The 25,781-nt window shown below is 51.1% G+C and carries 26 protein-coding genes; 16 read left to right on the forward strand and 10 right to left on the reverse strand.

Going from position 1 to position 25,781, the window contains the following annotated elements:
* Nucleotides 1-29 precede the first annotated feature (29 nt).
* The 5 genes from ACXAGQ_RS04025 to ACXAGQ_RS04045 are packed head-to-tail and all read right to left on the reverse strand — an operon-like array spanning nucleotide 30 to nucleotide 5,723.
* Nucleotides 30-866, reverse strand: coding sequence for an ABC transporter ATP-binding protein (locus ACXAGQ_RS04025; protein WP_475251994.1), 837 nt, complete (start codon nucleotides 864-866; stop codon nucleotides 30-32).
* A gap of 34 nt (nucleotides 867-900) precedes the next feature.
* On the reverse strand, nucleotides 901-1,767 hold the full coding sequence (locus ACXAGQ_RS04030; protein ID WP_475251996.1) for an ABC transporter ATP-binding protein: 867 nt from the start codon (nucleotides 1,765-1,767) through the stop codon (nucleotides 901-903).
* A gap of 12 nt (nucleotides 1,768-1,779) precedes the next feature.
* On the reverse strand, nucleotides 1,780-3,615 hold the full coding sequence (locus ACXAGQ_RS04035) for an extracellular solute-binding protein (RefSeq protein WP_475251998.1): 1,836 nt from the start codon (nucleotides 3,613-3,615) through the stop codon (nucleotides 1,780-1,782).
* Between the two features lie 36 nt (nucleotides 3,616-3,651).
* Complete coding sequence (locus ACXAGQ_RS04040; RefSeq protein WP_475252000.1) at nucleotides 3,652-4,695, reverse strand: ABC transporter permease; 1,044 nt, start codon at nucleotides 4,693-4,695, stop codon at nucleotides 3,652-3,654.
* A 2-nt stretch (nucleotides 4,696-4,697) separates the two neighbouring features.
* Nucleotides 4,698-5,723 carry an ABC transporter permease subunit gene (locus tag ACXAGQ_RS04045; protein WP_475252002.1) on the reverse strand — a complete coding sequence of 342 codons (1,026 nt, stop codon included), beginning with the start codon at nucleotides 5,721-5,723 and terminating at the stop codon, nucleotides 4,698-4,700.
* A 759-nt stretch (nucleotides 5,724-6,482) separates the two neighbouring features.
* Between ACXAGQ_RS04045 and ACXAGQ_RS04050 the strand changes: the two genes are divergently transcribed.
* From ACXAGQ_RS04050 to ACXAGQ_RS04080, 7 genes are all read left to right on the forward strand, one after another.
* A complete protein-coding gene (locus ACXAGQ_RS04050) occupies nucleotides 6,483-9,116 on the forward strand; it encodes a TonB-dependent receptor plug domain-containing protein (RefSeq protein ID WP_475252004.1) in 2,634 nt (877 codons plus the stop codon).
* Nucleotides 9,117-9,185: 69 nt separating this feature from the next.
* Complete coding sequence (locus ACXAGQ_RS04055) at nucleotides 9,186-9,953, forward strand: DUF3450 domain-containing protein (protein WP_475252006.1); 768 nt, start codon at nucleotides 9,186-9,188, stop codon at nucleotides 9,951-9,953.
* A complete protein-coding gene (locus tag ACXAGQ_RS04060) occupies nucleotides 9,953-11,314 on the forward strand; it encodes a MotA/TolQ/ExbB proton channel family protein (protein ID WP_475252008.1) in 1,362 nt (453 codons plus the stop codon). Before ACXAGQ_RS04055 ends, ACXAGQ_RS04060 begins: the two co-directional genes overlap by 1 nt.
* Nucleotides 11,315-11,323: 9 nt before the next feature.
* On the forward strand, nucleotides 11,324-11,851 hold the full coding sequence (locus ACXAGQ_RS04065; RefSeq protein WP_475252010.1) for a MotA/TolQ/ExbB proton channel family protein: 528 nt from the start codon (nucleotides 11,324-11,326) through the stop codon (nucleotides 11,849-11,851).
* Between the two features lie 26 nt (nucleotides 11,852-11,877).
* Nucleotides 11,878-12,285: an ExbD/TolR family protein gene (locus ACXAGQ_RS04070; protein ID WP_475252012.1), complete on the forward strand. Its 408-nt coding sequence runs from the start codon at nucleotides 11,878-11,880 to the stop codon at nucleotides 12,283-12,285.
* 4 nt (nucleotides 12,286-12,289) lie between these two features.
* Nucleotides 12,290-12,922, forward strand: a complete 633-nt coding sequence (locus ACXAGQ_RS04075) for an energy transducer TonB (RefSeq protein WP_475252014.1) — start codon at nucleotides 12,290-12,292, stop codon at nucleotides 12,920-12,922.
* 11 nt (nucleotides 12,923-12,933) lie between these two features.
* Nucleotides 12,934-14,154, forward strand: coding sequence for a tetratricopeptide repeat protein (locus tag ACXAGQ_RS04080; RefSeq protein WP_475252016.1), 1,221 nt, complete (start codon nucleotides 12,934-12,936; stop codon nucleotides 14,152-14,154).
* Between the two features lie 67 nt (nucleotides 14,155-14,221).
* Here ACXAGQ_RS04080 and ACXAGQ_RS04085 read toward each other — a convergent pair whose 3' ends face one another.
* Both ACXAGQ_RS04085 and gmhB read right to left on the reverse strand, forming a co-directional pair.
* Nucleotides 14,222-14,545, reverse strand: a complete 324-nt coding sequence (locus tag ACXAGQ_RS04085) for a hypothetical protein (RefSeq protein ID WP_475252018.1) — start codon at nucleotides 14,543-14,545, stop codon at nucleotides 14,222-14,224.
* Nucleotides 14,546-14,797: 252 nt separating this feature from the next.
* On the reverse strand, nucleotides 14,798-15,352 hold the full coding sequence (gene gmhB, locus ACXAGQ_RS04090; protein ID WP_475252020.1) for a D-glycero-beta-D-manno-heptose 1,7-bisphosphate 7-phosphatase: 555 nt from the start codon (nucleotides 15,350-15,352) through the stop codon (nucleotides 14,798-14,800).
* Between the two features lie 336 nt (nucleotides 15,353-15,688).
* Here gmhB and metN point away from each other — a divergent pair, with 336 nt between their 5' ends.
* The 3 genes from metN to ACXAGQ_RS04105 all read left to right on the forward strand — a co-directional run bounded on the left by metN (nucleotide 15,689) and on the right by ACXAGQ_RS04105 (nucleotide 18,311).
* Complete coding sequence (gene metN, locus ACXAGQ_RS04095) at nucleotides 15,689-16,723, forward strand: methionine ABC transporter ATP-binding protein MetN (RefSeq protein WP_475252022.1); 1,035 nt, start codon at nucleotides 15,689-15,691, stop codon at nucleotides 16,721-16,723.
* Nucleotides 16,713-17,399 carry a methionine ABC transporter permease gene (locus tag ACXAGQ_RS04100; protein WP_475252024.1) on the forward strand — a complete coding sequence of 229 codons (687 nt, stop codon included), beginning with the start codon at nucleotides 16,713-16,715 and terminating at the stop codon, nucleotides 17,397-17,399. Before metN ends, ACXAGQ_RS04100 begins: the two co-directional genes overlap by 11 nt.
* A 96-nt stretch (nucleotides 17,400-17,495) precedes the next feature.
* The gene (locus tag ACXAGQ_RS04105) at nucleotides 17,496-18,311 is read left to right on the forward strand and encodes a MetQ/NlpA family lipoprotein (RefSeq protein ID WP_475252026.1); all 816 of its coding nucleotides are present in this window, start codon (nucleotides 17,496-17,498) and stop codon (nucleotides 18,309-18,311) included.
* Between the two features lie 81 nt (nucleotides 18,312-18,392).
* Here the strand turns inward: ACXAGQ_RS04105 and ykgO are convergent, their stop codons facing one another.
* Complete coding sequence (gene ykgO, locus ACXAGQ_RS04110; RefSeq protein WP_187461365.1) at nucleotides 18,393-18,536, reverse strand: type B 50S ribosomal protein L36; 144 nt, start codon at nucleotides 18,534-18,536, stop codon at nucleotides 18,393-18,395.
* Between the two features lies 1 nt (nucleotide 18,537).
* Nucleotides 18,538-18,801 (reverse strand): type B 50S ribosomal protein L31, encoded by a 264-nt coding sequence (locus tag ACXAGQ_RS04115; protein ID WP_475238646.1) that lies wholly within the window; start codon nucleotides 18,799-18,801, stop codon nucleotides 18,538-18,540.
* A gap of 142 nt (nucleotides 18,802-18,943) precedes the next feature.
* On the opposite strand from ACXAGQ_RS04115, the gene tsaA reads away from it, so the two are divergent.
* From tsaA to ACXAGQ_RS04145, 6 genes are all read left to right on the forward strand, one after another.
* On the forward strand, nucleotides 18,944-19,648 hold the full coding sequence (gene tsaA / locus ACXAGQ_RS04120; protein WP_475252028.1) for a tRNA (N6-threonylcarbamoyladenosine(37)-N6)-methyltransferase TrmO: 705 nt from the start codon (nucleotides 18,944-18,946) through the stop codon (nucleotides 19,646-19,648).
* Nucleotides 19,649-19,841: 193 nt separating this feature from the next.
* On the forward strand, nucleotides 19,842-21,557 hold the full coding sequence (locus tag ACXAGQ_RS04125) for a proline--tRNA ligase (RefSeq protein ID WP_475252030.1): 1,716 nt from the start codon (nucleotides 19,842-19,844) through the stop codon (nucleotides 21,555-21,557).
* A 302-nt stretch (nucleotides 21,558-21,859) separates the two neighbouring features.
* On the forward strand, nucleotides 21,860-22,993 hold the full coding sequence (locus ACXAGQ_RS04130; RefSeq protein WP_475252032.1) for a patatin-like phospholipase family protein: 1,134 nt from the start codon (nucleotides 21,860-21,862) through the stop codon (nucleotides 22,991-22,993).
* Nucleotides 22,994-23,072: 79 nt separating this feature from the next.
* Nucleotides 23,073-23,933 (forward strand): GGDEF domain-containing protein, encoded by an 861-nt coding sequence (locus ACXAGQ_RS04135; protein WP_475252034.1) that lies wholly within the window; start codon nucleotides 23,073-23,075, stop codon nucleotides 23,931-23,933.
* 119 nt (nucleotides 23,934-24,052) lie between these two features.
* On the forward strand, nucleotides 24,053-24,259 hold the full coding sequence (locus tag ACXAGQ_RS04140; RefSeq protein WP_475252036.1) for a YaeP family protein: 207 nt from the start codon (nucleotides 24,053-24,055) through the stop codon (nucleotides 24,257-24,259).
* Nucleotides 24,259-24,447, forward strand: coding sequence for a DUF4250 domain-containing protein (locus ACXAGQ_RS04145; RefSeq protein ID WP_475252038.1), 189 nt, complete (start codon nucleotides 24,259-24,261; stop codon nucleotides 24,445-24,447). The genes ACXAGQ_RS04140 and ACXAGQ_RS04145 overlap by 1 nt, the downstream gene beginning before the upstream one ends.
* Nucleotides 24,448-24,559: 112 nt before the next feature.
* On the opposite strand, the gene ACXAGQ_RS04150 is transcribed toward ACXAGQ_RS04145, so the two are convergent.
* Nucleotides 24,560-25,771 (reverse strand): aromatic amino acid transporter, encoded by a 1,212-nt coding sequence (locus ACXAGQ_RS04150; protein ID WP_475252040.1) that lies wholly within the window; start codon nucleotides 25,769-25,771, stop codon nucleotides 24,560-24,562.
* Nucleotides 25,772-25,781 lie beyond the last annotated feature (10 nt).

Here is a 25,781-nt window from a genome sequence, read left to right on the forward strand (position 1 = left end):
CCGGCAATTGCCATTATGGTTGGTCGTGATCAGGCGACATGGTGACTTTTGTCCGCCCGCCTCTTACGCTTCCTGTCTTTTGGATGGGTGATCGGAATTGCCGATAACAACTTCTTGGTGTAATCCGCCTGGGGGTTAGCATAAATCTCGGTGGCAGGGCCCATCTCGACGACTTTACCGAAATACATCACCACCACATTGTCAGAAACATGTTTGACGACCGACAAATCGTGGGAAATGAAAATGATTGCCAAGTTCATCTCTTTTTGTAACTGCAATAACAAATTGAGGATCTGTGCCTGTACCGAGACATCCAGGGCCGATACTGACTCGTCACAAATCAATAATTTAGGTTTTAATGCAATGGCTAGGGCAATACCGATACGCTGCCGCTGGCCTCCCGAGAATTCATGGGGGTAGCGGTTTGCAGCGCTTTCAGGCAACCCCACTTTGACCAACAGCTCTTTTACCCAGACCTTGCGCTCTTGTGGTGTGCCAATGTTGTGGATGATGAAGGGCTCTTCCAGGATCATGCCGATGGTATGGCGCTGATTCAAAGATTCGATCGGATCTTGAAAGACAATCTGCATGTCTTTGCGCAGCGGCCGCATAGCTTTGGCCGACAAGTCGGTGATATCTTCACCTTCGAAGAAAATTTTGCCTTCAGTTGGCTCATAGAGTTTCAAAATGGTACGGCCCAAGGTACTTTTTCCGCACCCTGACTCCCCTACCAAGCCCAGGGTTTCCCCACGGGCAACAGAAAAAGAAACGCCGTCTACCGCTTTAACGGTATAACCTTTTTTGAAAATCCCTTTTCCTGAGACAAAATGCTGCTTGAGGTTTTCTATCCGTAATACTTCTGTCATAACGTCCTCTTTTACATCACCGCGCCCGGTGGTCCTAACCTTTAAACTCAGGAAACTGGGTGACATCAATCGGTTTGATTTCAATCGGCTGCTTCGGCTCATTATCCAGACTTGGCATCAGCCCCATCAATCGCTCGGTATAAGGGTGCTGGGGGTTATCAAATAAATCAAAGATATCTGCATATTCAACAACTTTTCCGGCATACATCACGGCCACATCATCACAGACCTCTGCCACCACTCCCAAGTCATGGGTGATGAAGATCATTGCCATGCCCGTCTCTTCCTGCAGTTCGTTCATCAACTCAAGGATTGACGCCTGTACCGTTACGTCCAGCGCGGTTGTCGGCTCGTCACAAATAAGTATGTCAGGTTTACAAGCCAGTGCCATGGCGATCATCACCCGCTGGCGCATCCCGCCAGAAAGGTTATGGGGGTATTCATTGAGTCGCTTTTCCGGCATCGGGATTTTGACTTTCTTCAGCATCTCCAGCGAATACGAGGTACGCTGCGCCTTATCCAGGTCAGGACGGTGAAGCTCCAGTACCTCATTGAGCTGGCGGCCAATACTGTGAACGGGATTCAATGCAGTCATCGGATCCTGGAAGATCACCGAGATCTTGTTACCGCGCATCGCATACATTTCTTCCGGAGGCAGACTCACCAAGTCTGTCCCGCGGTAGAGGATCTGCCCTTTGGTAATTTGCCCATAAGGTTTGGGCAACAGCCCCATAATGGACATAGAGGTCACGCTCTTGCCGCAACCTGATTCGCCCACCAGCCCGAGGGTTCTGCCTTTACGCACATCGAAATTCACCCCGTGGAGGATCTTTACTACGCCATCATCAGTAGTAAATTCCGTTTCCAGATCGCGAACACTTAAAATCACATCATCTTGCATAATAGACTGGCCTTACAGCTTATAGGTATCGTCGATCACTGTGACCGGCTCAAAGGTTACGCCTTTCTTCATCGCTGATTGTGTAGCTTTCTTTTCATCTTCATCAATCCAGAAGGTAGCCAAATCAACCACAGAGAACATAGCTTCGGTTTTTTTCGTCATCGCAGGGGTCGGATACTTCATCCAGCGCCAGTACCCCTCGCGGGTATACGGCACCATGTAGCCAGGTATGATCAGGTACTCATCTGAGACGATTTTTTGGATTTGGTGGGAAATAGCTTGCTTCTTTTGCAGTTCAAATTCTTTGGTATAGCTGTCAATCAACTTGTCCATCTCTGCTGAACGGAAATTAGTATGGTTGTTGGTTTGGGGCTTGGCATTAACCGAGTGGAGGTACTCCCAATAGGCCGGGATCTCCCCTCCCCCCATATTGATAAACGCCAGATCATGTTTCTTTTCCAGTACGTACTTAAAGGCCGATGACCCATCAACAAGGTTGAGGGTAAATTCTAGACCCGCTTGCTTTGCTTGCTCTTTGAGATAAGCAATGCGTGGTGTGTGCGGCTGATAACCATAAGTAATGGCAAAGCTCAAACGCTGCCCTTTATCATTGAGCCTGATCCCATCCGGTCCAATCTTGTCGAAGCCGGCTTTGACAAAATACTCTGCCGCCATTTCTGGTGCAAAAGCCGGTGGGGTATTATCACTGCGGTCATAGCCACCATGGCCGAAGCCCATACCATGGGGCTTACGGCTGTAATCGCCACGCAGCACGTTTGCGATCATGCCATCAAAGTCTGTCGAATAAGTGATCCCTGCCCGGATGTTACGATCATCAAGCAATGGTTGGGCCGTATTCATCCAAAGCCCCCCCGCCCCTTGGACTGCCTGGTTAAAGCCCCAGAATTTATGGATATAACCATTTTGGTAAGGCTTAGTATTTGCTTTCTCATGCCACAGGCTTGGTAGAATCAAGCCAAAGGTGTCTAGGCTGCCTTTTTCAAAATGCTTGCGGGCAATGTCGCTATCGCGAATCACCGTGTAGCGTACTTTCTCTACGTTATAGCGGTTTTGGTAATAGCGGTTGCTGTAGCCCCACCAGTCTTCGCCTACATGCTTGAATGTAACACTCTTACCTTTTTTGACCTTATCCATGTAATAAGGTCCGGTGGTTGGCTCGCTCTTGAAATTGAAACGACGGACAAAGTTATCATCAATGCCATCGTTGTTTTCATCCTTCTTCGGTTTGAAGAAATGTTCTGGCCTCGGCTGCAAGCCATTACTTGGTAGATTGATTTGAACCATCAGCTCATCATCAGTCATCTTGACAGCTGACTTCACTGCAATGGTGTAGTCATCAAACTTAACGACATCCTCAATCTTGTTAGTAAAGAAATCGTTGTACCACGGCGAGATAATATCTTTGGAGCGGTAATACTTGAGCATAAAGAGGTAATCGTCGGCCGTCACCTTCTCTCCATCCGACCAACGGGCTTTCGGATCCAACTTGAAGTATACGGTTTGGTTGTCATCACCAAAGGCCCATTCCTTTGCCAGCTGAGGGATCCATTTATCGGTATTAGGATGGCGGGCTGCGAGTTTGGGCACCCCGTCCATGAAGTGATGGCGAAGCCCCGAATTCGAATCCGGCCCCACACTGCGCAAAGTCTGTGGAAAGCTGGCCATATGGGTACGCAAGGTACCACCAAACTTGGCATCAGGAGAGGCAAAGAGAGGCTCCTCCATGTTTGATTCCCACGTTAAACCTACGGGTAACTCTGCCGCTTGTACCGCACTACCAAGTGCAGCCATAATCGCGACAGCTGAAAATGTGAGCATGTTTTTCATTATTAATATCCTTATTACAACAGCTGCAAACCAAGATTAAACATAGCGGGTAAATTTCTTAGGGTCGAAGGCGGCCCGTATCGCTTCGCCGATGAAGGTCACCATCACCAGCACCAAAACAATAGCACTGACGACCGACGTCACAATCCACGGCGAGTCGAGGTTGGACTTACCTTGCTGCAACAGCTCCCCCCAGCTCGGGGTCGGAGGCATCAGGCCGAGGCCCAAATAGTCCAGCGCAGTCAAGGCTGTGATGTTGGCCGCGATAGTAAAAGGCGCCAAGGTCACAATCATCACCATGGTGTTCGGCAAGATATGGCGGAAGATAATACGCTGGGTTGATGCCCCCAGAGCCTTGGCTGCCATGACATACTCCCGGGCCGACTCCTTGTAGGTCATGGTACGCATGTACCAGGTCATCCCCATCCAACCGAACAGCACGTTTATCCCGACGAACAACGCAAAAGTCGGCTGGGTGATCGACACCAAAATCATAATGACATAGAGGAAAGGCACCATTGACCATACCTCGATCAAGCGCTGGACAAACAAGTCAAATTTGCCACCGAAAAAACCCATGGCGCAGCCGACTGCCGTACCAATGGCGTACGAGACTGCCATCGTGATCAAGGCAAACCCCATAGCGGTCCGGAAGCCATAGACCAAGCGGGCAAGGATATCGCGCCCAATCACATCGGTACCGAGGTAATGTTTATTGGCGGCACTCGGTGCTGTCGGAGGGTAATCGCCGGAAAAATCCTGCTCATACGGGTTCCACGGTACCAATGGCATCACGACAAAATTGCCTTCGCCCTGCTCGGCAAAGAGGTGCTGTAGCTTACGGTAATTCGCCTCACTCGACGACGGCTGACCAAACTCACTGCCGAGGCGGACTTCAGACAGCACCGGGAAGCTGTACTCCCCGTTGTATTTGACAACCAGCGCCTTGCTGTTGATCAACAGCTCGGCAAACAGGGACAGCACCAGCAGGCAAGAAAGCACCAGGAAAGACCAGTACCCTCGCTTGATTTCCTTAAAGCGCTTGATCTTTTTCAGTGTCAGGGGGGTTAAGTTCAACATGATCAGGCTCCAAACTTCACTCGAGGGTCAACCAGGGCAACGCAGATATCGGAAATGATATTACCCATCAACAGCATGCCGGCATTGATGGCAACAATGCCCATCACTACCGGATAATCACGCTCGATTATCGACTCATAGCCAAGCAGGCCTATGCCGTCAATATTGAAAATAACCTCGATCAGGAACGAACCGGTCATGAAGAACAGCAGCGAGTTACCAAAATGGCTGGCAATCGGGATCAAACTGTTGCGCAGGGCGTGCTTGCGAACCGCTTTCTTAAACGGCAACCCCTTGGCAATAGCCGTGCGGATATAGTCGGAAGACAAGTTCTCCATCAAGTTGTTTTTCATGGTCATGGTCAGGGTGGCAAAGTCACCGATTAGGTAACAGATCAGCGGCAGCACTGCATGCCACATCACGTCTTTGGCCCGCTCGAAAAAGGTTTCATAGTCATCGAAGTCATCACCGACGAAGCCCCCCATCGGGAACCATTCCAAGTGATAACTAAACAGGGTAATAAGCAGGACACCGACCACGTACCCGGGTAAGGCATAACCGACAAAAATCAGGATCGAAGAGCCGGAATCAAACACTGAACCATGCTTGAGGGCCTTGTAATAGCCAAGGGGGATAGAGATAAAATAACTGATGAAGAACGTCATGCCGCCATAGAACAGCGATACCGGCAGCCGCTCGGCAATCATGTCGGAGACAGGTTCGTAGTAGCGGGTGGACTCACCAAAATCCAGTACCATCAGTTTACCCAGCCATTCGGTATATGCCTCCAGTACAGGTTTATCCAACCCATAGAAAGCATTCAGCTCGGCGATTTGGTCTTCGGACAGCGCCGAGTTGCCCCCGGCAGAGGTCATGGCTGCAGCGCCATCTCCCTGGGCCTGCATATTGGCCAGCATCCGCTCCACCGGCCCGCCAGGAACAAACCGGGTAATGGCAAAGATAAGGATAGTGATCCCCAAAAACGTCGGGACAACTAATGCCAATCGACGCAAGAAATATGACAGCATGCTTTAACTACTCCATGTCAAACAGGCAAACCTTTCAGTTATCTACCCGTAAATAAGTTCTTCCTCAGTAAAGTTGCTACAGGGAAGGGTTTTGACGGCATCATTTATTCTTTGATTTATCCATAAATACAGTTAATTACACTTCCCCTCAACCAAGCCCGATGATTTTGAATCGAATTTGTCACATTTCACCGAAGGGTAATAAAAACATCAAAAAAAAGATAAAATCCTGTGTATTTTGTGAAATTTAGAATTGATAACAAAACATTACTCGCAACCATTTCGGATTTCTACCTACTCCATTTGAATGAAAAAACCGAAAAGAAATTCCCCCTAGCAATAGTTATACACCAGAGGTAAATCCCCCCCCAAAACATCCATTCCCAACAGGGATTTATGAATTTCTATTCAAATTCAACCAAAGCAAAACAATCAGCCACCATTTAACAAAAATATAAAGAAAGCCACCATCTTCGCTCCCTAAGCCGATATTATCCATCGCGATAGATATTATGGCCAACAGCCCACACAACACAAAATTTAGCTTCACCATAACAACAAAAATAAAAATAAAAAGCCAAACTGCAAGCAATGATGGTATATCACCCTGTTTTATTGTTTAGTAAGGACAAAAGCGACTGGTTTGACTTCAACTTTTTGCTTCATGTATACCTTGCTCCGCGGCGTTAACAAAAAGTTAATGGCTAATTGGCCCTATCCCGGCCAAATCGCAGGAAGAATAATAACGGAGCAGCAAGGATGAATAAAAAAACAACAGCCTTATCTATTGCTATCAGCCTCGCACTGGGAACCGGCGTTGTCAGCACAGCCGCCCAGGCTGAAGAGCAGCAGGTTGAAAAACTGCAAAAGATGAAAGTTACCGGATCGCGTATTTCACGCGTGGAAATGGAAGGAGCCGAACCTGTTCAAGTCCTATCATCTGAATATATTGAAAACACCGGGCTTGTCTCTATCGGCGACATTCTCAACCAGATCCCTGCCATGGCGGGTACCGTACAAAGCTCATCGGTTAATAACGGCAGTGATGGCGCCGCAACCGTAAACCTACGTGGCCTGGGTCCAGAAAGAACCCTTGTCCTAGTCAATGGCCGCAGAATGGTCAATGGCGGCACGGGGGCTAATGCACGGGTTGACCTCAATATGATCCCAACCGCAATGGTCGAGAGGATTGAAATATTAAAAGATGGGGCATCATCCGTTTATGGCTCAGATGCAGTCGCCGGTGTAGTCAATATCATCACCAAGCAGAATTACGAAGGCTTCGAAGTTAATGTAAAATCTGGCCAAACCAGCAAAGGGGACGGGGAGGTAACTGAAGTCTCGATGTTAACTGGTGTGTCAAACGATCGCGGTAACCTGCTTTTCTCTGCCGGTTATACCGAAGAGAAGAAGATCCAAGGTGGTGACCGAGGTTTTGCCAAAAATTCTCTGAGCCATGACGGTTTAGGCAATAGCACTGTTAGCGGAAGCTCGGCAACACCTTGGGGTTACTATGACGGTCTAACGTATGGGCCTGAAGGCAGCAGCAGCCTACGCCCGTTCGATCCAGAGAAAGATTTATACAATTTTGCACCGGATAACTACCTTAAACGGCCAGCTGAGCGTTTTTACCTCAGTGCCAATGGTAACTACCTCGTGGCTGAGAATGACTATTTAGGCCCAGTAACAGCCTCGTTCGAAGCGTTATACGCTAACTCCAAGTCAGACTACCTATTAGCAGCTGAACCTATTTTTGGTGCATTCACACCAGGCTACTCTCCTATTTCTGCTGACAATGAATATAACCCGACAGGAGCGGATGTGGTCGACTGGCGCCGAAGAATGGTCGAAACCGGCGGTCGAAACCGTTTCTTCGAATCAGACACAGCACGTATCGTCTTAGCCTTGGATGGTGAGTTTTCCAATGGCTGGATTTGGGATACCAGTTTCAACTGGGGTAAAACCAAAACCACCCAGCAAGAAAACAACGTATTCATGAAGGATCGCGTTAACAATGCTATCGGTGCATCATCAAACGGACAATGTCTCGATGCATCGGGTAATGTCATTCCAGGCTGTGTACCAATGGACATGTTCGGCACCGTTAGCCAAGAGGCAATGGATTACGCCACCTTCACCCGCCAGGATACAGGCTTCAACCAGCAGCAAGTCATTGACTTCAACATCACCGGTGACATCTTTGACTACGAAATGGGCACGATTGCCTTCGCAGCAGGTTACCAGCAACGCACTGAAAAAGGTGAAGAGACGCCTGACGCTCTAGTCGCATCGGGTAATGCTAGTGGTAACGCCATTACCGCAACATCCGGCTCGTATTCTGTGGATTCGCTGTACACCGAACTCCTTATCCCACTGCTGTCTGACGTGAAATTTGCTGAATACCTGGAAGCCAAAATTTCCGCCCGATACGATGACTACTCGTCATTTGGCAGCAATACTTCAATGGGTTACAGCATGCTGTACCAGCCTGTTGATGACCTGATGTTACGCGGTACTTATTCTGAAGTATTCAGAGCCCCTTCAATTGGCGATCTATATGGTGGCCAGACAGAGAGTGCCGATCGCCTTACCGACCCATCAGGCCAAGATACATCTGGCCGTGAGCAGTTCCCTGTTATGTACGGCTCAAACGAAGACCTAAAACCCGAGCAGGGCCATACTGCCTCGGTAGGTTTTGTTTACTCTCCATCTTTTGTCGACAACCTATCCATGACGGTCGACTACTGGCAGGTTGAGCTAGAGGATCTCATTGATAATGTCGATCCGCAGTTCATGCTCAATGAATGTGAAGCCAACGGCAAATATTGTGACAGCATTACCCGCTTCAGTAACGGTGATATTCAATCAATTGATGCCCGTTACACCAACCTAGGCGGGCTGAAAACTGACGGAATTGACTTCAATGTTCGCTACCGCTATGACTTCGACGCCATAACTCTATCGGCAAACTGGGAGAACACCTACCTGCTGAAGTATGAAGTCGAGCAGCCTGACGGAACGGTGATTGATTACGCCGGCAAGTTTATCAGCGATCAGATCGGTAATTTTGCCCAGTATCGTTCAACGCTGAACCTGGGCCTGTCCCAAGAAGTATGGTCTGCCAATTGGACTGCGCGCCTGATCGACAGCGTCAGTTACGAGCTACCAGGGGATGATCAAGATAAGTACGAGTTCAATGTTCCAACAGTGGTATACCACGACCTCAGTGGCTCATACCTAATCAACGACAATATCAAGTTATCTGCTGGTATCAACAACCTATTCGATAAAGAGCCGCCGCTATTGCTAGATACTATTTCTGCCAATACCGACTCAACCACCTATGACGTAGCAGGGCGTTTCTACTACGCCAATATCAACGTCAAATTCTAATAAGATTTGGCGCGAGTACAGCTCGCGCCCTCTTTCCAGACTGACAAACACTAAGACAAGGATGCACCTATGACTATCAAGGACTTTGGCGTTAGTGCAATCACTGCCGCCATACTGACCCTGAGCACCGCGGCGTATGCAGCCGACTCCGGCTCGGTCGTGGCCTCGCAGGCCAAGGCCGACAAATCTGCCGCCTCCTCGCAGGTCAAAGTCGACAAGTACGCCGACAGCACAGAATCAATGCTGGCTGAGTACAAAGGCCTTCTGCGCCAGATTGACAGCATGAAAATCTACAACGCCCAGATCAACCGCATGGTCGATTCCCAGCAGGGGGAGCTTGACTCCCTCAACCGCCAGATCACGCAAATAGACCAGACGGCAATGGAAGTGGTGCCGCTGACACTCAAGATGATCGACGCGCTCGATGAGTTCGTAGCCCTTGACCTGCCGTTCCAGTCCGATGAACGTAACCTTCGTATTGCCGAGCTGCGTGAACTGATGGACCGTGCTGACGTCACCACCTCGGAAAAATTCCGCAAGGTGATAGAAGCCTACCAGATAGAAGAAGGCTTCTCGCGTTCAATCGAATCCTACAAGGCCAGCCTGGAGCGTAATGGCGAAACCGTCACCTACGACTTCCTGCGCATCGGCCGCACCGCCTTGCTGTACCAATCTCCTGACGGCGGCGAAACCGGTATGTGGAACCAGCAAACCCGACAGTGGGAAACGCTGCCGCAAAGCTACCGTATAGCTGTCCAGCAAGGGCTGCGTATTGCCAAGAAGCAAGCGCCACCCGCCCTTATCAAGTTACCTGTATACGCCGGGGAGGAAGGATAATGAAAGGATTCAAAACACTGGCAGCGGCCCTGCTGACCGGCCTGATGCTGGCAGCACCTGCCCAAGCCGAAACACCCGCTTCACTGGCGCAGCTGCTTCAGTCAGTCAAATCTGACAGCATTGCCGAGTCTAAAGAAAACAAGCAACGAGAAGCAGAGTTCAAGGCCAACCGCGACCAGCAGGCAGCACTGCTCAAGCAAGCGCGCGCCGAACTCAAAGCAGAAAATGCCCGTGGCGACCAGCTAAAGGCCACTTTTGACAGCAACGACAAAGAGCTAACCGTCCTGACCGAAACCCTGCGCCAGCGTACCGGTACCCTCGGTGAGATGTTTGGCGTAGTCCGCCAATATGCTGGCGAGTTCAAAGGCTTGTTTGCCGCTTCACAGAATGCAGTCCAGTTCCCTGAGCGCGATGCCGTACTCACCAAGCTGGCCGAAAGCAAAGAGCTGCCTTCGAGCCAGGAGCTGGAAGCTTTCTGGCATACCGTACTGCAACAGATCATCGTCTCTGGCGAAACCACTACTGCGCCAGCCACTGTGGTATACGGCGAGGGCAAGGAAGCGGTCCGCGACGTCACCCTGGTGGGTGAGTTCAACGCCATTGCCGATGGCAAGTACGTCACTTACGTACCGCAAACCGGCAAGTTCGAAGAGCTGTCACGCCAGCCAGGCAAAAACATCATGCGCAATGTCCCGGGCTTCGAAGCGGCCGACGGCAGCTACGAGCCACTGTTCATTGACCCGTCACGCGGTGTGATCCTGTCGCTATTGGTCCAGAGCCCAACCGTTCAGGAGCGTGTTGACCAAGGCGGTATCGTTGGCTATGTCATTTTGGGGATGGGTGCCATCGGTGCGCTGATCGCCCTATTCTGCTACCTGCGACTGACCGTTATCGGCAGCAAGATGCGCCGCCAGGCCAAGACCGAAGACGTTATCAAAGGCAACCCTCTGGGTGAAATCATCGAAGCCTACCTTGGCCACAAAGGCAGCAATCTAGAAGACCTGGAAGCCAAGCTGGATGAAGTCATCTTGCGCAATGCCCCTAGCATCGAGCGCTTTGTCGGATCCATCAAACTGTTTGCCTCGGTTGCGCCGCTGCTTGGCCTGCTGGGTACGGTAATGGGTATGATCGGCACCTTCCAGGCAATCACCCTGTTCGGCACTGGCGATCCGAAGCTGATGGCTGGCGGTATTTCCGAAGCCCTCGTCACAACGATGCTGGGTCTGGTTGTCGCGATTCCGCTGCTGTTCTTCTATACCCTGGTCCACAGCAAGAGCCGCCGACTGGTGCAAACCCTCGAAGAGCAAAGTGCAGGTTACATTGCCCGCTACCAGGAAAAACTGCACGCTGCCGAGAAGTAAGGAGGCACTATGTGGTGGTTAATTGAAGAGCTGGAGTCCATCCGGCGCTTCCTCGGCATGGGGGGGGATGTCCTGATGGCCATCTTCGTCCTCAGCCTGATGTTATGGACGGTCCTGCTCGAACGCTGGTTCTACTTTGCAGCTGTCCTGCCACGGGCGATGAAAAAAGCCGAGGCCCAATGGTCTGCACGGCCAGAGCACCAAAGCTGGAATGCCAAGATGATCCGCCAAGAGATCATCTCCAAACAAGATATCGAGAACAAGCGCGGCCTGCCTATCGTCAAGGTGCTGATCGCCCTGTGTCCCCTGCTCGGCCTGCTAGGTACCGTAGTGGGAATGATCCAGGTCTTCGATATCCTGGCTGTGATCGGAACAGGAAGCCCCCGCGCCATGGCGTCGGGGATCTCTAAGGCAACAATCCCAACCTTGGCAGGCATGGTCGCCTCATTATCCGGGCTATTTTTCAGTTCCCGGCTCGACCACCTGGCCAAAGTGTCTACCCAGAAACTGGAAGACAAGTTGAAGCACATTGCCTGAGTAAAAGGAATTTAGAGGTATAGGTCATGAAAAGACGTTATAGCAGCGAGAGCGGCGACGAAGCCGCTATCGATATGACCCCGATGCTCGACATCGTATTTATCATGTTGATCTTCTTTATCGTTACCACTTCCTTTGTCAAGGAAGCCGGTATCGACGTCAATCGCCCGAGCGCCAACACGGCGCAGACCGTCAAGAAAGGCAACATCATGGTTGCAGTGGGTGCTGCCGGGGATGTCTGGGTCGATAAGCGCCGTGTCGAAGTGGACGCTGTCCGCGCCAACATCGAGCGCCTGCGGGCAGAAAGCCCTGATGGTGCCGTGGTGATCCAGGCTGACGAAGAAGCCAAGTCAGGTGTCGTCGTCAAAGTGATGGATCAGATAAGAATGGCAGGTGTCCAGAGCATCTCCATTGCCGCAACCAATAAGGATTAAGCCTATGCGGTATCTGGCCTCATTAGCACTGGCGCTCGTTGTCTCCCTAGGCCTGTTCTGGGGGATGGACAAGCTGGTAAACAAAGAGCGCCACGAACTGGTGTCGGATGACGACCTTCGTATGGTCGACTTCATCCGCGTCAAATCGGAAGAAAAAGTACAGGAGAAAAAACGCGAACTCCCAAAACCGCCACCGCCGAAGCGGCCGCCACCGCCACCAGAGCTTAAGGTGACGTCAACGGTCAAGCCCGTGATGGAGCAGATCCCGATGGATATGCCCAAGCTTGACCTGCCCGTCAATGTCACTGGGGGCTCGGTCTTGGGGCATTATGCCCAAGGCGGCGGGGCGCAGATGACCGGCAATGGCGGTCCCGTACCGCTGGCAACCTTCCAGCCTCAAATGCCACGAAAGGCTGCGCGAGCCGGGCTTGAGCAAGGGATTGTCCTGCTCGAGTTCACCGTCAATGCCCGCGGCGCTGTCGAGGATGTCAAGGTACTCAAGGAAACGCCAAGGAAAATGGGGTTAGGCAAGGCAGCCAAGAAAACCGTGTCTAAGTGGACCTTCAAGCCAAAACAGGTTGATGGCCAGCCAGTCAGTTCCCGCCTATCGCAGGAAATTGAGTTTTCAGTCAACTAAGGGAGTAACCCATGCAGAAATTTCACAAACATTTGCTGGCTTCTCTATTTATCCTAACCGGTGCCGTCTCGGCACCGGCTATGGCCAAGGAAGCCCCGGAGCTCAGCGACCGGACCTTTAGGGTTGTCAACAAAGTCCAAGAGTTGATCGCGACCGAGAAGTACAACCAGGCAATCGACAGGCTAGACAACGCCCTCGACCGTACCAAGTCGAAAAAGTACGACCGCGCCGTGTTATTGCAGCAAATGGGTTTTTTGTATTCCATCCAGGATGACTACAGCAAAGCCTCGCAGTTTTTTGCCAAGTCACTGGCTGAAGATGCCCTGCCGGTCCCTGTCGCCCAGCAGGTTCGCTATAGCCTGGCCCAGCTTTACTTGGCCGAGGAAAAATACCAGGAGTCGGTCCAGACCATGAAGCAATGGTTTGACATCGCCAAGACTACCGAGGAAAAACCGACGGCCCATGCTTATATCACCCTGGCCAGCGGCTATGTCCAAATGGAGGACTACAAGAGTGCTATCCCGCCGGTCAAGCAGGCGATAGCCATGAGTAAGGATCCAAGCGAGTCGTGGTATTTGCTGCTGATGGCTTCGCACTATGAGCTGAAACAGCTCAAGAGTGTCGCCGGCGTCCTGAAGATCCTGACCACTAAGTACCCGCAGAAAAAGCAGTACTGGATGCAGTTATCAGGCATCTACATGGAAAGGAACCAGGAGCGCAACTCGCTGGCAGCACTGGAGAGTGCCTATAAGCTAGGGTTGTTTGACGAGGAGAAAGAGTTCTTGCGGCTTGCCAATTTCCAAGCCTATCGCGGGATCCCTTACCGGGCAGCCAAAACCCTTGAGCAGGAAATCGAAAACGGCAATGTAAGCGCTAGCGTCAAGCATTTGGAGAAACTGGCAAGCTTCTGGCAGCAGGCCAAAGAGCTCGACCAGGCCATTACGGCATACCGTGGCGTCTACGAGCAAGCACCAACCGCCAGTACCCAGCTGAAAATTGCCCGCTTGATGCTCCAGGCACAGCAATACCAGCAGGCTACCGAGTTTGCCCTCGAGTCGGCACCCAATGCAGATACCGTGGACAAGGCTGAGCTCGCCTACCTGCGTGGTATGGCACACTTCGAGCTCAACCAGCTTGGCAGTGCACTCAAGGCAATGAAGGTCGCCGCCCAGTCGGAGGACATGAGAGGTACTGCTGGCCCCTGGGTTACCTTCTTGCAAGATCAGGGCTAGCACCGCAGCCTAGAGCTGAACCACTTTACCTGTAATTGGTGTGAGTCAGTCGCACTGTTTAGGGAAGCTACTGCTTGGCAATGGCTTCCCTTTTTTTATCGCTGCCCTTCGAGGCAACCTGCAGGGGGTTGTCGCCCGGTGACGACAACGGCTGGTAGAACTGACGCTCGGCCAGGTCCGCCAGCACAGCTTGCTGCCCCTTGGCCAGCGAGTGCTTGAGCTGCTCTTGGTGATCCAACTGCATCTCCGCCATTACCTGTTGTTTCTGCTGAGCCATTAACAGTTTGGTTTCTTCCTGCCAAGCCGCCGTATCAAGCGTATCAGCAACTCCGTAACCTGAACCCACCAACAAACTACCCGCTACAACCCACTTCGCAATACTATGAACCATTGTCTTCATCCATTTTTTGTCATCTGTGGTTGATGTATTGCAGTATGCATGCCACTTGTAAAATCCTTTTATTCATTAACTTAGAATAATCAAAAGGCTATTCAATCCGGAGGGGTGGCAAAATAGTTCGCAAAATGGTCAATTTAACCAACATCGAAGACAGGAATTTAAGGCAAAAAAAAGGCCGCTTTAGCGACCTTCCTCTGGCACAGCCACCGGCTATCGCGCCGTTTTGCAGCTATGTCTATTATATTACTGTGCGGCTAACCAGCCCGGCACATCTGCTACGCTGCCGAGTACGGCATCAGCCAGCTGCTCACCTTCTTCAGTAATCGCTTTGCCGGTACGGACCAGGATTTTAGTCCCCACCTCAGCAGCACCAGCGGCTTTGATATCATCGGCCTTGTCACCGATCATTACCGAGCCGGCCATATCAATTTTCAGGAAGTCACGGGCAGAAATGAACATCCCAGGCTTTGGCTTGCGGCAGTTGCAATCCTGCAGGTAGTCACCCTTGCCTTCTGTTGGGTGGTGCGGGCAGTAGTAGATACCATCGAACTCAACACCGTTGTCGACAAAATTCCAGTCCATCCACTCAGTCAGGGTCAGGAACTCGTCTTCGGTGAACATACCACGGGCAATGCCAGACTGGTTGGTCACCAATACCAACATGTACCCCATCGCCTTAAGTTTCTTACAGGCTTCAAACACACCCTCGACATATTCGAAGTCATCGGTAGTGTGGACATAGCCGTGATCAATGTTAATCACGCCATCACGGTCAATAAAAACTGCTGGTTTGGCCAAGCGTCAGCCCTCTGTCTCGCTGTATTCGTTATGCCCCAAATTATGGCACGGCTAGCAATGGGATTCACCTGTTTCTCTCACCCCTATTAAAGAAGAGCAACCTATAATACTCACACTGGGATTATGGCTATAAAGCCATTTAGACATCTAGACGTAAAAATATCTATTGACTTCATTTATGTTAGCCCATAGCATCAAAGCCATAGATGCAATTGGCAGACAGGCTTCATGCATCAATAAAATAATGCAAATGCAATACACAACATAACAATATACCGGTCTCAGCCATTGATGGGCGTGCCCGTCATCAACACGGTATAGGATTTGGGAAAAACGATGATAGAAATAAACAGAGTCAATAAAGTCTTCTATCAAGGGGCCAAGGAAATCCACGCTCTGCGTGAGATCAACCTGACCATTGAGCAAGGCACCATCTTCGGGGTGATTGGTTCTTCCGGTGCCGGTAAAAGTACCCTGATCCGCTGTGTTAACCTGCTCGAGCGCCCAACCAGCGGTCACGTCATCGTTGATGGTATCGACCTGACGCAACTCTCAAACAAAGAACTGACCCAGGCCCGCCGCAAGATCGGCATGATCTTCCAGCACTTCAACCTGCTGTCATCCCGTAGCGTTTTCGACAACGTTGCCCTGCCCCTTGAGCTGGCAGGTATTAGCAAGGCCGCTACCAAGGCCAAGGTCGACGAACTGCTGGATCTGGTTGGCCTGGCTGACAAGAGCGAGTCCTACCCATCCAACCTAAGTGGTGGCCAGAAACAGCGTGTGGCGATTGCCCGTGCCCTGGCGTCTGACCCAAAAGTGCTGCTGTGTGACGAAGCCACCAGCGCCCTTGACCCAGCGACGACCCAGTCGATCCTGACACTGCTCAAAGAAATCAACCGCAAGCTCAACCTGACTATTTTGCTGATCACCCACGAAATGGATGTCGTAAAAAGCATCTGCTCCGAAGTGGCGATTATCGGCGACGGCGAGCTGGTCGAGAAAGGTCCGGTCGGCGATATCTTCGCCCACCCGAAAACCGAACTGGCGCGCGAGTTTATCCGCTCAACCTTGGATCTCTCCATTCCGGAAGACTACCGTGCCCGGATGGTTGAAACCCGCATCGACAACAGCTACCCGCTGATCCGCCTGGAATTTACCGGCGCGTCGGTCGATGCCCCGCTGATTTCCCAGGTGGCCCGCGAGTTCAACATTGATATCAGTATCCTGAGCTCAGACATGGATTATGCCGGTGGCGTCAAGTTCGGCCTGATGCTGGCCGAGTTCTTCGGTACCGAACAAGCGGCAGAACAAGCCATTAACTTCCTTCGCGATCACAAAGTAAATGTAGAGGTATTGGGCTATGTTGCTTGATTCAATTACCACCTGGTGGACCCAGAACGAACGTTTGGTTGATCTGCTGATCGACGCTCTCGGCCAAACCCTGGTCATGGTCTTTGCCTCTGGCCTTATTGGCTTTTTGATCGGTATCCCGGTCGGCGTTGCCCTGCACCTGACCAAAGAGAATGGCCTGCTGGCCAACCCGGCGCTCAACAAAGTGTTGGGTATCGTGACCAACATCGGCCGCTCGATCCCATTTATTATCCTGCTGGTAGCAATTATCCCGTTCACCCGCTTCGTAGTAGGCAGCTCGATCGGTACTGCGGCAGCTATCGTGCCATTGACTGTCGGCGCAATCCCATTCATTGCCCGTTTGGTTGAAGGGGCACTGCTGGAAGTGCCAACCGGTTTGGTGGAAGCGGCACAGGCGATGGGCGCAACCCCACGCCAGATCATCAGCAAAGTACTGCTGCCTGAAGCACTGCCTGGCATCATCAATGCGGTAACCATTACCCTGGTGACCTTGGTGAGCTACTCGGCGATGGCCGGTACTGTCGGCGGCGGCGGCCTCGGTGACGTCGGTATCCGCTACGGCTACCAGCGTTTTGACGGCACCGTCATGCTCATTACCGTAGTGATGCTGGTTATCCTGGTTCAGCTGATCCAGTCTGCCGGCGACCACCTGGTCAAGCGCTTCGACCACAGGTAAGGCGCAGCACTGATAACGAACAACATCGACAACAAACACAGAATAACCATATTCCATCTAGTATTACGGAAAACCCCAGTTTTAAGGAGAAGTAACATGGCTTTTAATTTGAAGAACCTATTCGCCGTCGCCGGCCTGGCATCAGCATTGGTACTGACCGGTTGTGGCGAAAAAGACGCAGTGGTTGATAACAGCAAAGTTAAAATTGGGGTTATGGCTGGCGCTGAAGAACAAGTAGCTGAAGTTGCAGCGAAAGAAGCCAAGGAGAAATACGGCCTAGATGTTGAGCTCATCACCTTTACCGATTACGTTTCACCGAATGCCGCACTAGAAGAAGGTTCTATCGATGCCAATGCCTTCCAGCACAAGCCATACCTTGACCAGCAAATCACCGACCGTGGCTACAAGTTTGCTGTTGCCGGTAACACCTTTGTTTACCCGATTGCAGGCTACTCAAGCAAAATCGAATCTATCGATGAGCTAAAAGACGGCGACCAGATCGCAGTACCAAACGATCCAACCAACCTTGGTCGCTCTCTTCTACTGCTTGAGCAGCAGGGTCTTCTTAAGCTGAAAGAAGGTGCAGGGCTAACCGCAACCGTACTGGACATTGTTGAAAACCCTCAGAACCTGAAAATTGTTGAGCTAGAAGCTGCACAGCTACCTCGCTCCCTAGACGATGTTCAGCTAGCCATCATCAATACAACTTACGCGAGCAGCATCAACCTGACGCCAGAGCGTGACGGTGTGTTTGTTGAAGACAAAGAATCTCCATACGTGAACCTGATTGTTGCCCGTGAAGACAACGTTGACGCAGAAAACGTACAGACCTTCATCAAGGCATACCAGTCTGAAGTGGTTTACGAAGCAGCTAAAGAAATCTTCCAAGGTGGTGTTGTTAAGGGTTGGTAATATTCCTCCTCAAATAACCATTTCCCCCTAAAACAAACAAGCCCCTCAATCGAGGGGCTTGTTTGTTTCTAGGCTTTCCTATCACTTCTTCTTTTTTACCCTGCCCTGCACCGCTTTGAGACGCGGGTTAGACTTGCAGATAACATAAATCCGGCCGCGGCGTCTCACTACCTGGCAATCACGCTGCCGGTTTTTGGCACTTTTCAGCGAACTCAACACCTGCATCTTATTGTCCTTTCTTTCCACCAAACTGACCAAAGCGGCGGTTGAAGTTAGCCATACGGCCTTCTGAGCTGATCACACGCTGCTTGCCGGTATAGAACGGGTGGGATTCAGACGACACATCCAGCGTAAAATACGGATACTCCTTGCCATCTTCCCAGGTGATAGTTTTATCGGTTTTCAGTGTAGAACCAACCACGAAATACTTATCAACACTGGTGTCGTGGAACACAACGTCCCGATACTCGGGATGAATACCTGCTTTCATTTTCTTGTCCTTAGAGAGCAATCAATACAAAAGATATGTTATAACATGGCACTTGATAACTGTTATCAACAAGCGCTATTTGTTTTTTTATGGTATTTTCAGCGTCAAATAAACTAGCCAGCTGTAGAGCTAAGCAAGCAAGATGCACTACCAAATAGAACCTATCGGCATTGTCCGCTCCCCTTACAAAGAAAAGTTTGCCGTCCCGCGCCAGCCGGGATTGGTTCCCAGTGCACGCTCTGAAATCATCCTGCAAGGCGAGGCCAATGCCCTTGAAGCCGTTCGAGGGTTAGAACAGTTCAGCCACTTGTGGCTGCTGTTTTTGTTTGACCAAAATTTGGAAGCTGGCTGGCGGCCAACTGTACGCCCGCCACGCCTTGGCGGCAACGAACGCATTGGGGTCTTTGCCAGTCGGGCAACCTTCCGCCCCAATGGCATTGGCATGTCTGCCGTCGAATTGCTGGGTGTGCGCCAGCAAGGCAGCGATGTCATCATCGAACTCGGCGGTGTGGATTTGGTCGACGGTACCCCAATCGTCGATATCAAACCCTACATCCCCTACTCCGATAGCCTACCTCATGCTCATGGTGGCTTTGCCGATGGCGAACCGGCCACCTTGCCGGTGGAATTTAGCGACAAGGCCGAGAGCCAGTTCAAAGGAAAACAACTCGCACGCCAACGAGCTGTCATTGCAGAAGTGTTGGCGCAAGATCCGCGCCCGGCCTACAAAAAAGGCAAGGAAGACAGCAAGGAATATGCCGTCCACCTGTTCGACTACAATGTTAAATTCACCGTTACCAACGATGTGGTGACCGTGATGGCATTGGATAAGCCGCTCTCCAGGTAATCGCCAAATATGCGCCAAAGAATAGTCAACTAACCCAGGGCTATCGATTTAAGGGCAATTTACCCGCTGCAGCTATCCAATCCCTTTGGCTAACGGGCAATTGGCTGGTAGTATATGCGGTTACCGCCGCTATCGGTGGCTGGGGCCTGTCCCCCACAACTCTTATTTTCATCTAAACAAACGGATACCATCAATGCGTACCAGTAACTATCTTCTTTCTACTCTGAAGGAGACTCCAAATGACGCAGAAGTTGTTAGCCATCAGCTAATGCTTCGTGCAGGTATGATCCGTAAGCTGGCTTCAGGTCTTTACACCTGGCTGCCTACAGGTCTGCGTGTTTTACGTAAGGTCGAGAACATTGTTCGCGAAGAAATCAACAATGCAGGTGCTGTTGAGACTTTGATGCCCGTGGTTCAGCCGTTCGAACTATGGGAAGAGACAGGCCGATCTGAAAAGATGGGTGCTGAACTGCTTCGCTTTACTGACCGTCATGAGCGTCCGTTTGTACTTAGCCCGACAGCTGAAGAAGTGATCACTAGCCTTGTGCGCAACGAAGTGAGCTCTTACAAGCAGCTGCCGCTAAACCTGTACCAAATCCAGACTAAATTCCGTGATGAGCGCCGTCCTCGCTTCGGTGTGATGCGTGCACGTGAATTCTGCATGATGGATGCGTACAGCTTTGACATCGACAAAGAAGGTCTGCAGAAGTCTTACGATGCGATGCATGAAGCATACTGCAAGGCATTCGACCGCATGGGTCTTGACTACCGTCCAGTACTGGCTGATACCGGTGCTATCGGTGGTAGCGGCTCTCACGAGTTCCACGTACTGGCTGAGAGCGGCGAAGACTTGATCGCTTTCTCTACCGAGTCTGACTACGCGGCAAACATCGAAAAAGCAGAAGCTCTAGCGCCTGCAACTGAGCTGGCTGCGCCAACTCAAGAGATGACGCTGGTTGACACACCGAACGCGAAGACTATCGCTGAGCTGGTTGAGCAGTTCGACCTGCCAATCGAGAAAACCGTTAAGACGCTATTCGTTAAGGCTTCTGAAGAAATCGATGCCGAGCTTGTTGCCCTGATCATCCGTGGTGACCATGAGCTGAACGAAGTTAAAGCAGAAAACCTTAAAGACGTTGCTTCTCCGCTTGAAATGGCAACCGAAGAAGAAATCCGCGCCCTTATCGGTGCAGGCCCAGGTTCACTAGGCCCTGTTGGCCTGAAACTGCCGTTCATCGTTGACCGCTCTGTAGCGGTAATGAGCGACTTCGGCGCGGGTGCTAACGTTGATGACAAACACTACTTCGGTATCAACTGGGGTCGTGATGTTGAGCTTGGCCAGGTAGAAGACCTACGTAACGTGGTTGAAGGTGACCCAAGTCCATGTGGTCAGGGTACTATCCAGCTTAAGCGTGGTATCGAAGTAGGTCACATCTTCCAGCTGGGTACAAACTACTCAGAGAAGATGAACTGTGGCGTGCTTGGTCCTGACGGTAAGAACGTTATCCTAGAGATGGGTTGTTACGGCATCGGTGTATCCCGTGTGGTTGCTTCTGCTATCGAGCAGAACAGCGATGAAAACGGCATCATCTGGCCTGACGCGATTGCCCCATTCCAGGTATCAATCGTACCGATGAACATGGCGAAATCGGCTGAAGTGAAGGAAGCGGCTGAGAAGCTATACGCTGACTTGACTGCTGCTGGTATCGAAGTGCTATTCGACGACCGTAAAGAGCGCCCAGGCGTTATGTTTGCTGACCACGAGCTGATCGGTATCCCGCACACTATCGTGATCGGTAACCGCAGCCTAGAAAACGGTGAGATGGAATACAAAGACCGTCGTGCCGGCACCAAAGAAGGCGTAGCTGTGACAGATATCGTTGAGTTCGTTAAGCAGAAGCTAGCTTAATCGCAATACGATTCAGTTCCCAAAGGCCTCCCTCGCGGAGGCCTTTTTGTTTCAATTTTCTGTATTGGCAAATGATACACCAAACGTGAGGCGGAAAAAGCGCTTCAAGCGGTCACTGACTTTATCATTAACACCCTCGAACAAATCGACCAGCCAGCCTAACAAACCCTTGATGCTTTTGAGCATGCCCGTGCGATGAAAGCCCAAATTCTGTCTTCCCAGTAGCAAAGTGCTAAGCCTATGTTCCACCATCAGTAAAAATAAGGATATAGTTATAAATATAACGAAAAGAAAGGAGCGCTATGGGCAGGGAAAAGCCAAAGATCAGCCTGCTCCTCACCGGAGGGGGAGCGCGGGCAGCCTATCAGGTCGGGGTGCTCAAGGCCATTTCGGAGTGGTACCCCCGGGTTCACCACAGCCCGTTCAGTATTTACTGCGGCACCTCGGCAGGGGCTATCAATGCCACGTCGATTGCTTGCTATGCCTCCTGCTTTCGTCTTGGGGTCAAGAAGCTAGAATGGATCTGGTCGCGGCTGCATAGCCGGCGTATTTTTGCCACCACCCCAAGCGGGATGAGCGGCTACCTGGCCAGCCAGTGGTTTGCCCGCCTCCAGGCGCACCACCACGAACGGCCGCCATTCGGCTTGCTCAACAACCGTCCCCTGCGCCAACTGCTCGGCCAGGTAAACAACTACTCCCGGCTGGAAAAGCAAATCGCTGCCGGAAACCTCCATGGTATTTCTATTACAGCCTCCAGCTACAAAAGTGGCCATTCGGTCAGCTTTTTCCAAGGCCAGCCAGAGATCCATGAATGGGACCGGGCAAAATCAAAAGGCCGCCGCTCACTGATCACCACCGATCACCTGCTGGCTTCCTCTGCGATCCCCTTGGTCTTTCCTGCTACCCGTATCGGGCAGGCGTATTATGGGGATGGCTCGATCCACCAGCTGGCACCACTGCGCCCGTCGCTGAAAATGGGTGCTGACAAAATCCTCATCATCGATCTTATCAACCAGAAACTCGATAGCCCGGATCATACCCGGGCCCCCGGCCTGGCGGCACTCGGTGGCCACCTGATGGATACTATCTTCAGTGATACCCTCACCGCAGACCTGGAGAGCTTGTCGCGTATCAATGCGCTTATCGACAGCCTCCCCGAAGCTGAAACCAAGCAAAAACTCAGGAAAATTGAGCATATCCACCTGTCACCCAGCCAGTCTTTCGAGCAACTGGCCCGCAGGTACTACTGCCACCTGCCCCCGATGACCCGTGGCTTAATGCAGTTGATAGGGATCAGCCCCAAAGATGATGCGGCCATCACCAGTTATATCCTGTTCGAACCGGCCTATATCCATGCCCTGATCAAAATGGGCTATGAGGATACCCAGGAAAAAGAAGGTTGCCTTCGCAGTTTCTTAATTAAATCAGATGATTAATAATATAAACTCGGTTTAGGTATTGAAATGGCTCATTATTTGCCTATAGTAACTTCCCTATTAATTTTTTGACACATGTATGGATCCACTCCACTGGAATGACAAACAGGCCGACAGCCAGCATATAAGACCAAGGACTAAACCCCTTGGGGCTGATCAGCGCCTGCTTTTGCTACAAAAACTCCAGGGAAAGCTGGATATTAGCCTGTTGTTTGACATCTTCTCGAGAGAAGTTGAAAAGCAGATAGATATCAGTAGGTTAATATGGCAATCAGACGACATCACCACGCTTGTTCGCCAGGGTGCCAATACCCAGAACAGGCAAACATTTATTCTGCGCTTCAACAAACAGGACTTGGGAAAATTGCAGTACCAAACGCCCTATGCGCTTGATAAAGACGAAGTCAACCTGCTCCATACCTACCACCGCCTGTTTGCCGGGCCACTCGCCTGTGCATTGGAGTATCGCCGAGTCAAAAATATGGCATTGCGTGACTACCTGTCAGGGCTTGGCAACCGCAACAGCTTCGAGCAGGATATCAACCACGCTATTGCAATGAGCGAACGCCGTAACCTCGGCCTGGTACTGGCGATGTTCGACCTCGACAACTTCAAGCAGGTCAATGACCGCTTCGGCCACCCCGACGGTGACAAGGTGATCCGCCATTTCTCCCTGCTGCTGAAAAAATCAGTACGTGCCACAGACCGCTGTTACCGTGTCGGCGGTGATGAGTTTGCCGTCCTGCTCCAGCCTGCCACCGATACTTCTGCCCTGCACGTGATCCGCAGGCTAGACGCCCTAATGGCAGACGACTCCACCCTACGCACACTGAACATCGGCTGCTCCAGCGGCTTTAGTGTCTACCAGAAAGGTGACACCAATATCACCCTAGTGGACCGCGCTGACCGCCATCTGTACAAACAAAAGCGCACGCGCTAAATCCCCCTGCCGTCCCCAGCCAGTCTTTGGTATAGTGAAAACCAAATAAACATGTTTTCGCCAGCCTGCTGAAAACCTCCCAGTTGGTTGCCGAAATCACTGTTTATGAAGGACAAACTATGAAAGTTTATGAGTGCTGCGAACAAGTGCGTATGATCTACGCGCAAATTGGTGGTGGTGAGCTAGGCTATATCCCCAATGCGATTCATTGCGCCGTCAAGGCACTGAATGACATCGCCGCCAACGACACGCTGCCGGAAGACGTTCGCGAGCGGGCTGCCTTTGCTGCAGCGAATTTGCTGATGAGCGACCACGAGGACGCGTAATGGATTTGAACAAATACGAGACCATGGATCCCGTGATGCTAATGAGCATCGTCAACATGAAGATCCGTGATGAGTTCGGCGATCTGGACGCCCTGGTCAAATACTACGATATCGACAAGGACAAGCTGGTTGCCAGGCTCGCGAGTGCGGGCTTTGACTACCTGCCGCAAGCCAAGCAATTTAGGTAAGTTCTTGCGATTAGCGATTGCAAAATCGAGTACGAAAACCCATAAAAAACGGAAGCCTCGGCTTCCGTTTTTTGTATCTCTATTACTGAATGCTCAGTTTTAATTTAGCTTTTTAGCCACTAAATACCGGCAGCAAGTTCGCCATCGCCATGAGGTGGAAAGCAGCGGTCAGTACCCCGAATGCAATAACAGCATAAATCGTTACATTCCCCCCTGGAGCCACAAAACCTTGTTGTTCTGGGGCGCGCTGGCGCAATGTTTTTGCCAGTGTTGCTGGGATAATACAGGTCCAAATCGTCGCGGCTGCGCCCGCCAAGCCAATCGCCGCGACAAAACCAAACGGGGCAACTAGTGAAAACACCAATGGCGGAAGAAATGTCACGCCCCAAGTTTTCAGGCGGCCTTGCTTGGAGTCTTCAAAGCCGAACAAGTCTGCCAAGTAATCGAACACACCCAAACCAACACCAATGAATGATGAAACAATCGCGGCAATAGAGAAAATATGCAGCGCCTGTTTGATGCTGTTTGAATCAATAGCTGATGTCAGCGCCGGGATCAAGGCATCCACACCACCACCCGCAGCAACTACCGGGCCGAAATCTTGGCGCGGCAGGTTACCGAAGATACAAACCACCCAGCCAAGGTAGAATGTCAGAGCGATAACCGTACCACCTAGAATCGCTTTTTTTGCACGGTTCTCATCCTGGTAGTAGTCACGCATTGTACTCACTGAGTGGTGGTAGCCAAACGAGGTCAACGCTACTGGCAGTAGAGCTAGCGCATAAGCAGAGTAAGAGCTTTCTGCTTCGCCTTGAGCAAACAACGTCGGCATACTAATATTTGAAGCCAGCCCGGAAACACCCAGCACAAAACTAATGATCATAAACAAGATCAGCACAATGGAAATACGGTCAACGGCACGGGTCGAGTGCAGAACAAAGGCCGAGCAGAGTGCAACAAACAATACCGACGCCAACTCACGCGACACACCCAGTATCTCGCTGAAAATCATACCAGACGATGAGATGTATGCGTAAAGCAGGATGCCGCCGACAAAATAAAGAGAGAGGTTATTAACTAGGTTTACCTTTTTACTCAGCACATCTTTGGCCACAGTATTAAATGAAGCTTTTATCTCGTAATGCTTGAGTGCTTCTAGCAGCAACCAACCAGACAGCGTCATCATGACCATGGTGAGTGAAATAGCAATCACACTCCATAGCGTCCACGCACCCGCACCTGCACTTGGCAACCCAAGCATGCCTGCCCCAACACAAACACTGGCGATAATACACGCGCCCCCAAGTGTGGATGGTTTACTCATAATGACTCCT

This window comes from Photobacterium sp. ABD4_091 (assembly GCF_056160145.1).

Coding starts and splice junctions, on each gene's coding strand:
- ACXAGQ_RS04115 (WP_475238646.1), bottom strand. CDS start 18,801: ATGAAAGCAGGTATTCATCCCGAGTATCGGGACGTTGTGTTCCACGAC.
- ACXAGQ_RS04105 (WP_475252026.1), top strand. CDS start 17,496: ATGGCTTTTAATTTGAAGAACCTATTCGCCGTCGCCGGCCTGGCATCA.
- ACXAGQ_RS04125 (WP_475252030.1), top strand. CDS start 19,842: ATGCGTACCAGTAACTATCTTCTTTCTACTCTGAAGGAGACTCCAAAT.
- ACXAGQ_RS04040 (WP_475252000.1), bottom strand. CDS start 4,695: ATGTTGAACTTAACCCCCCTGACACTGAAAAAGATCAAGCGCTTTAAG.
- ACXAGQ_RS04070 (WP_475252012.1), top strand. CDS start 11,878: ATGAAAAGACGTTATAGCAGCGAGAGCGGCGACGAAGCCGCTATCGAT.
- ACXAGQ_RS04135 (WP_475252034.1), top strand. CDS start 23,073: ATGGATCCACTCCACTGGAATGACAAACAGGCCGACAGCCAGCATATA.
- metN (WP_475252022.1), top strand. CDS start 15,689: ATGATAGAAATAAACAGAGTCAATAAAGTCTTCTATCAAGGGGCCAAG.
- ACXAGQ_RS04030 (WP_475251996.1), bottom strand. CDS start 1,767: ATGCAAGATGATGTGATTTTAAGTGTTCGCGATCTGGAAACGGAATTT.
- ACXAGQ_RS04085 (WP_475252018.1), bottom strand. CDS start 14,545: ATGGTTCATAGTATTGCGAAGTGGGTTGTAGCGGGTAGTTTGTTGGTG.
- ACXAGQ_RS04150 (WP_475252040.1), bottom strand. CDS start 25,771: ATGAGTAAACCATCCACACTTGGGGGCGCGTGTATTATCGCCAGTGTT.
- ACXAGQ_RS04075 (WP_475252014.1), top strand. CDS start 12,290: ATGCGGTATCTGGCCTCATTAGCACTGGCGCTCGTTGTCTCCCTAGGC.
- ACXAGQ_RS04080 (WP_475252016.1), top strand. CDS start 12,934: ATGCAGAAATTTCACAAACATTTGCTGGCTTCTCTATTTATCCTAACC.
- ACXAGQ_RS04100 (WP_475252024.1), top strand. CDS start 16,713: ATGTTGCTTGATTCAATTACCACCTGGTGGACCCAGAACGAACGTTTG.
- ACXAGQ_RS04035 (WP_475251998.1), bottom strand. CDS start 3,615: ATGAAAAACATGCTCACATTTTCAGCTGTCGCGATTATGGCTGCACTT.
- ACXAGQ_RS04050 (WP_475252004.1), top strand. CDS start 6,483: ATGAATAAAAAAACAACAGCCTTATCTATTGCTATCAGCCTCGCACTG.
- ACXAGQ_RS04045 (WP_475252002.1), bottom strand. CDS start 5,723: ATGCTGTCATATTTCTTGCGTCGATTGGCATTAGTTGTCCCGACGTTT.
- ACXAGQ_RS04145 (WP_475252038.1), top strand. CDS start 24,259: ATGGATTTGAACAAATACGAGACCATGGATCCCGTGATGCTAATGAGC.
- ACXAGQ_RS04130 (WP_475252032.1), top strand. CDS start 21,860: ATGGGCAGGGAAAAGCCAAAGATCAGCCTGCTCCTCACCGGAGGGGGA.
- ACXAGQ_RS04140 (WP_475252036.1), top strand. CDS start 24,053: ATGAAAGTTTATGAGTGCTGCGAACAAGTGCGTATGATCTACGCGCAA.
- ACXAGQ_RS04065 (WP_475252010.1), top strand. CDS start 11,324: ATGTGGTGGTTAATTGAAGAGCTGGAGTCCATCCGGCGCTTCCTCGGC.
- tsaA (WP_475252028.1), top strand. CDS start 18,944: ATGCACTACCAAATAGAACCTATCGGCATTGTCCGCTCCCCTTACAAA.
- ACXAGQ_RS04060 (WP_475252008.1), top strand. CDS start 9,953: ATGAAAGGATTCAAAACACTGGCAGCGGCCCTGCTGACCGGCCTGATG.
- ACXAGQ_RS04025 (WP_475251994.1), bottom strand. CDS start 866: ATGACAGAAGTATTACGGATAGAAAACCTCAAGCAGCATTTTGTCTCA.
- ykgO (WP_187461365.1), bottom strand. CDS start 18,536: ATGCAGGTGTTGAGTTCGCTGAAAAGTGCCAAAAACCGGCAGCGTGAT.
- ACXAGQ_RS04055 (WP_475252006.1), top strand. CDS start 9,186: ATGACTATCAAGGACTTTGGCGTTAGTGCAATCACTGCCGCCATACTG.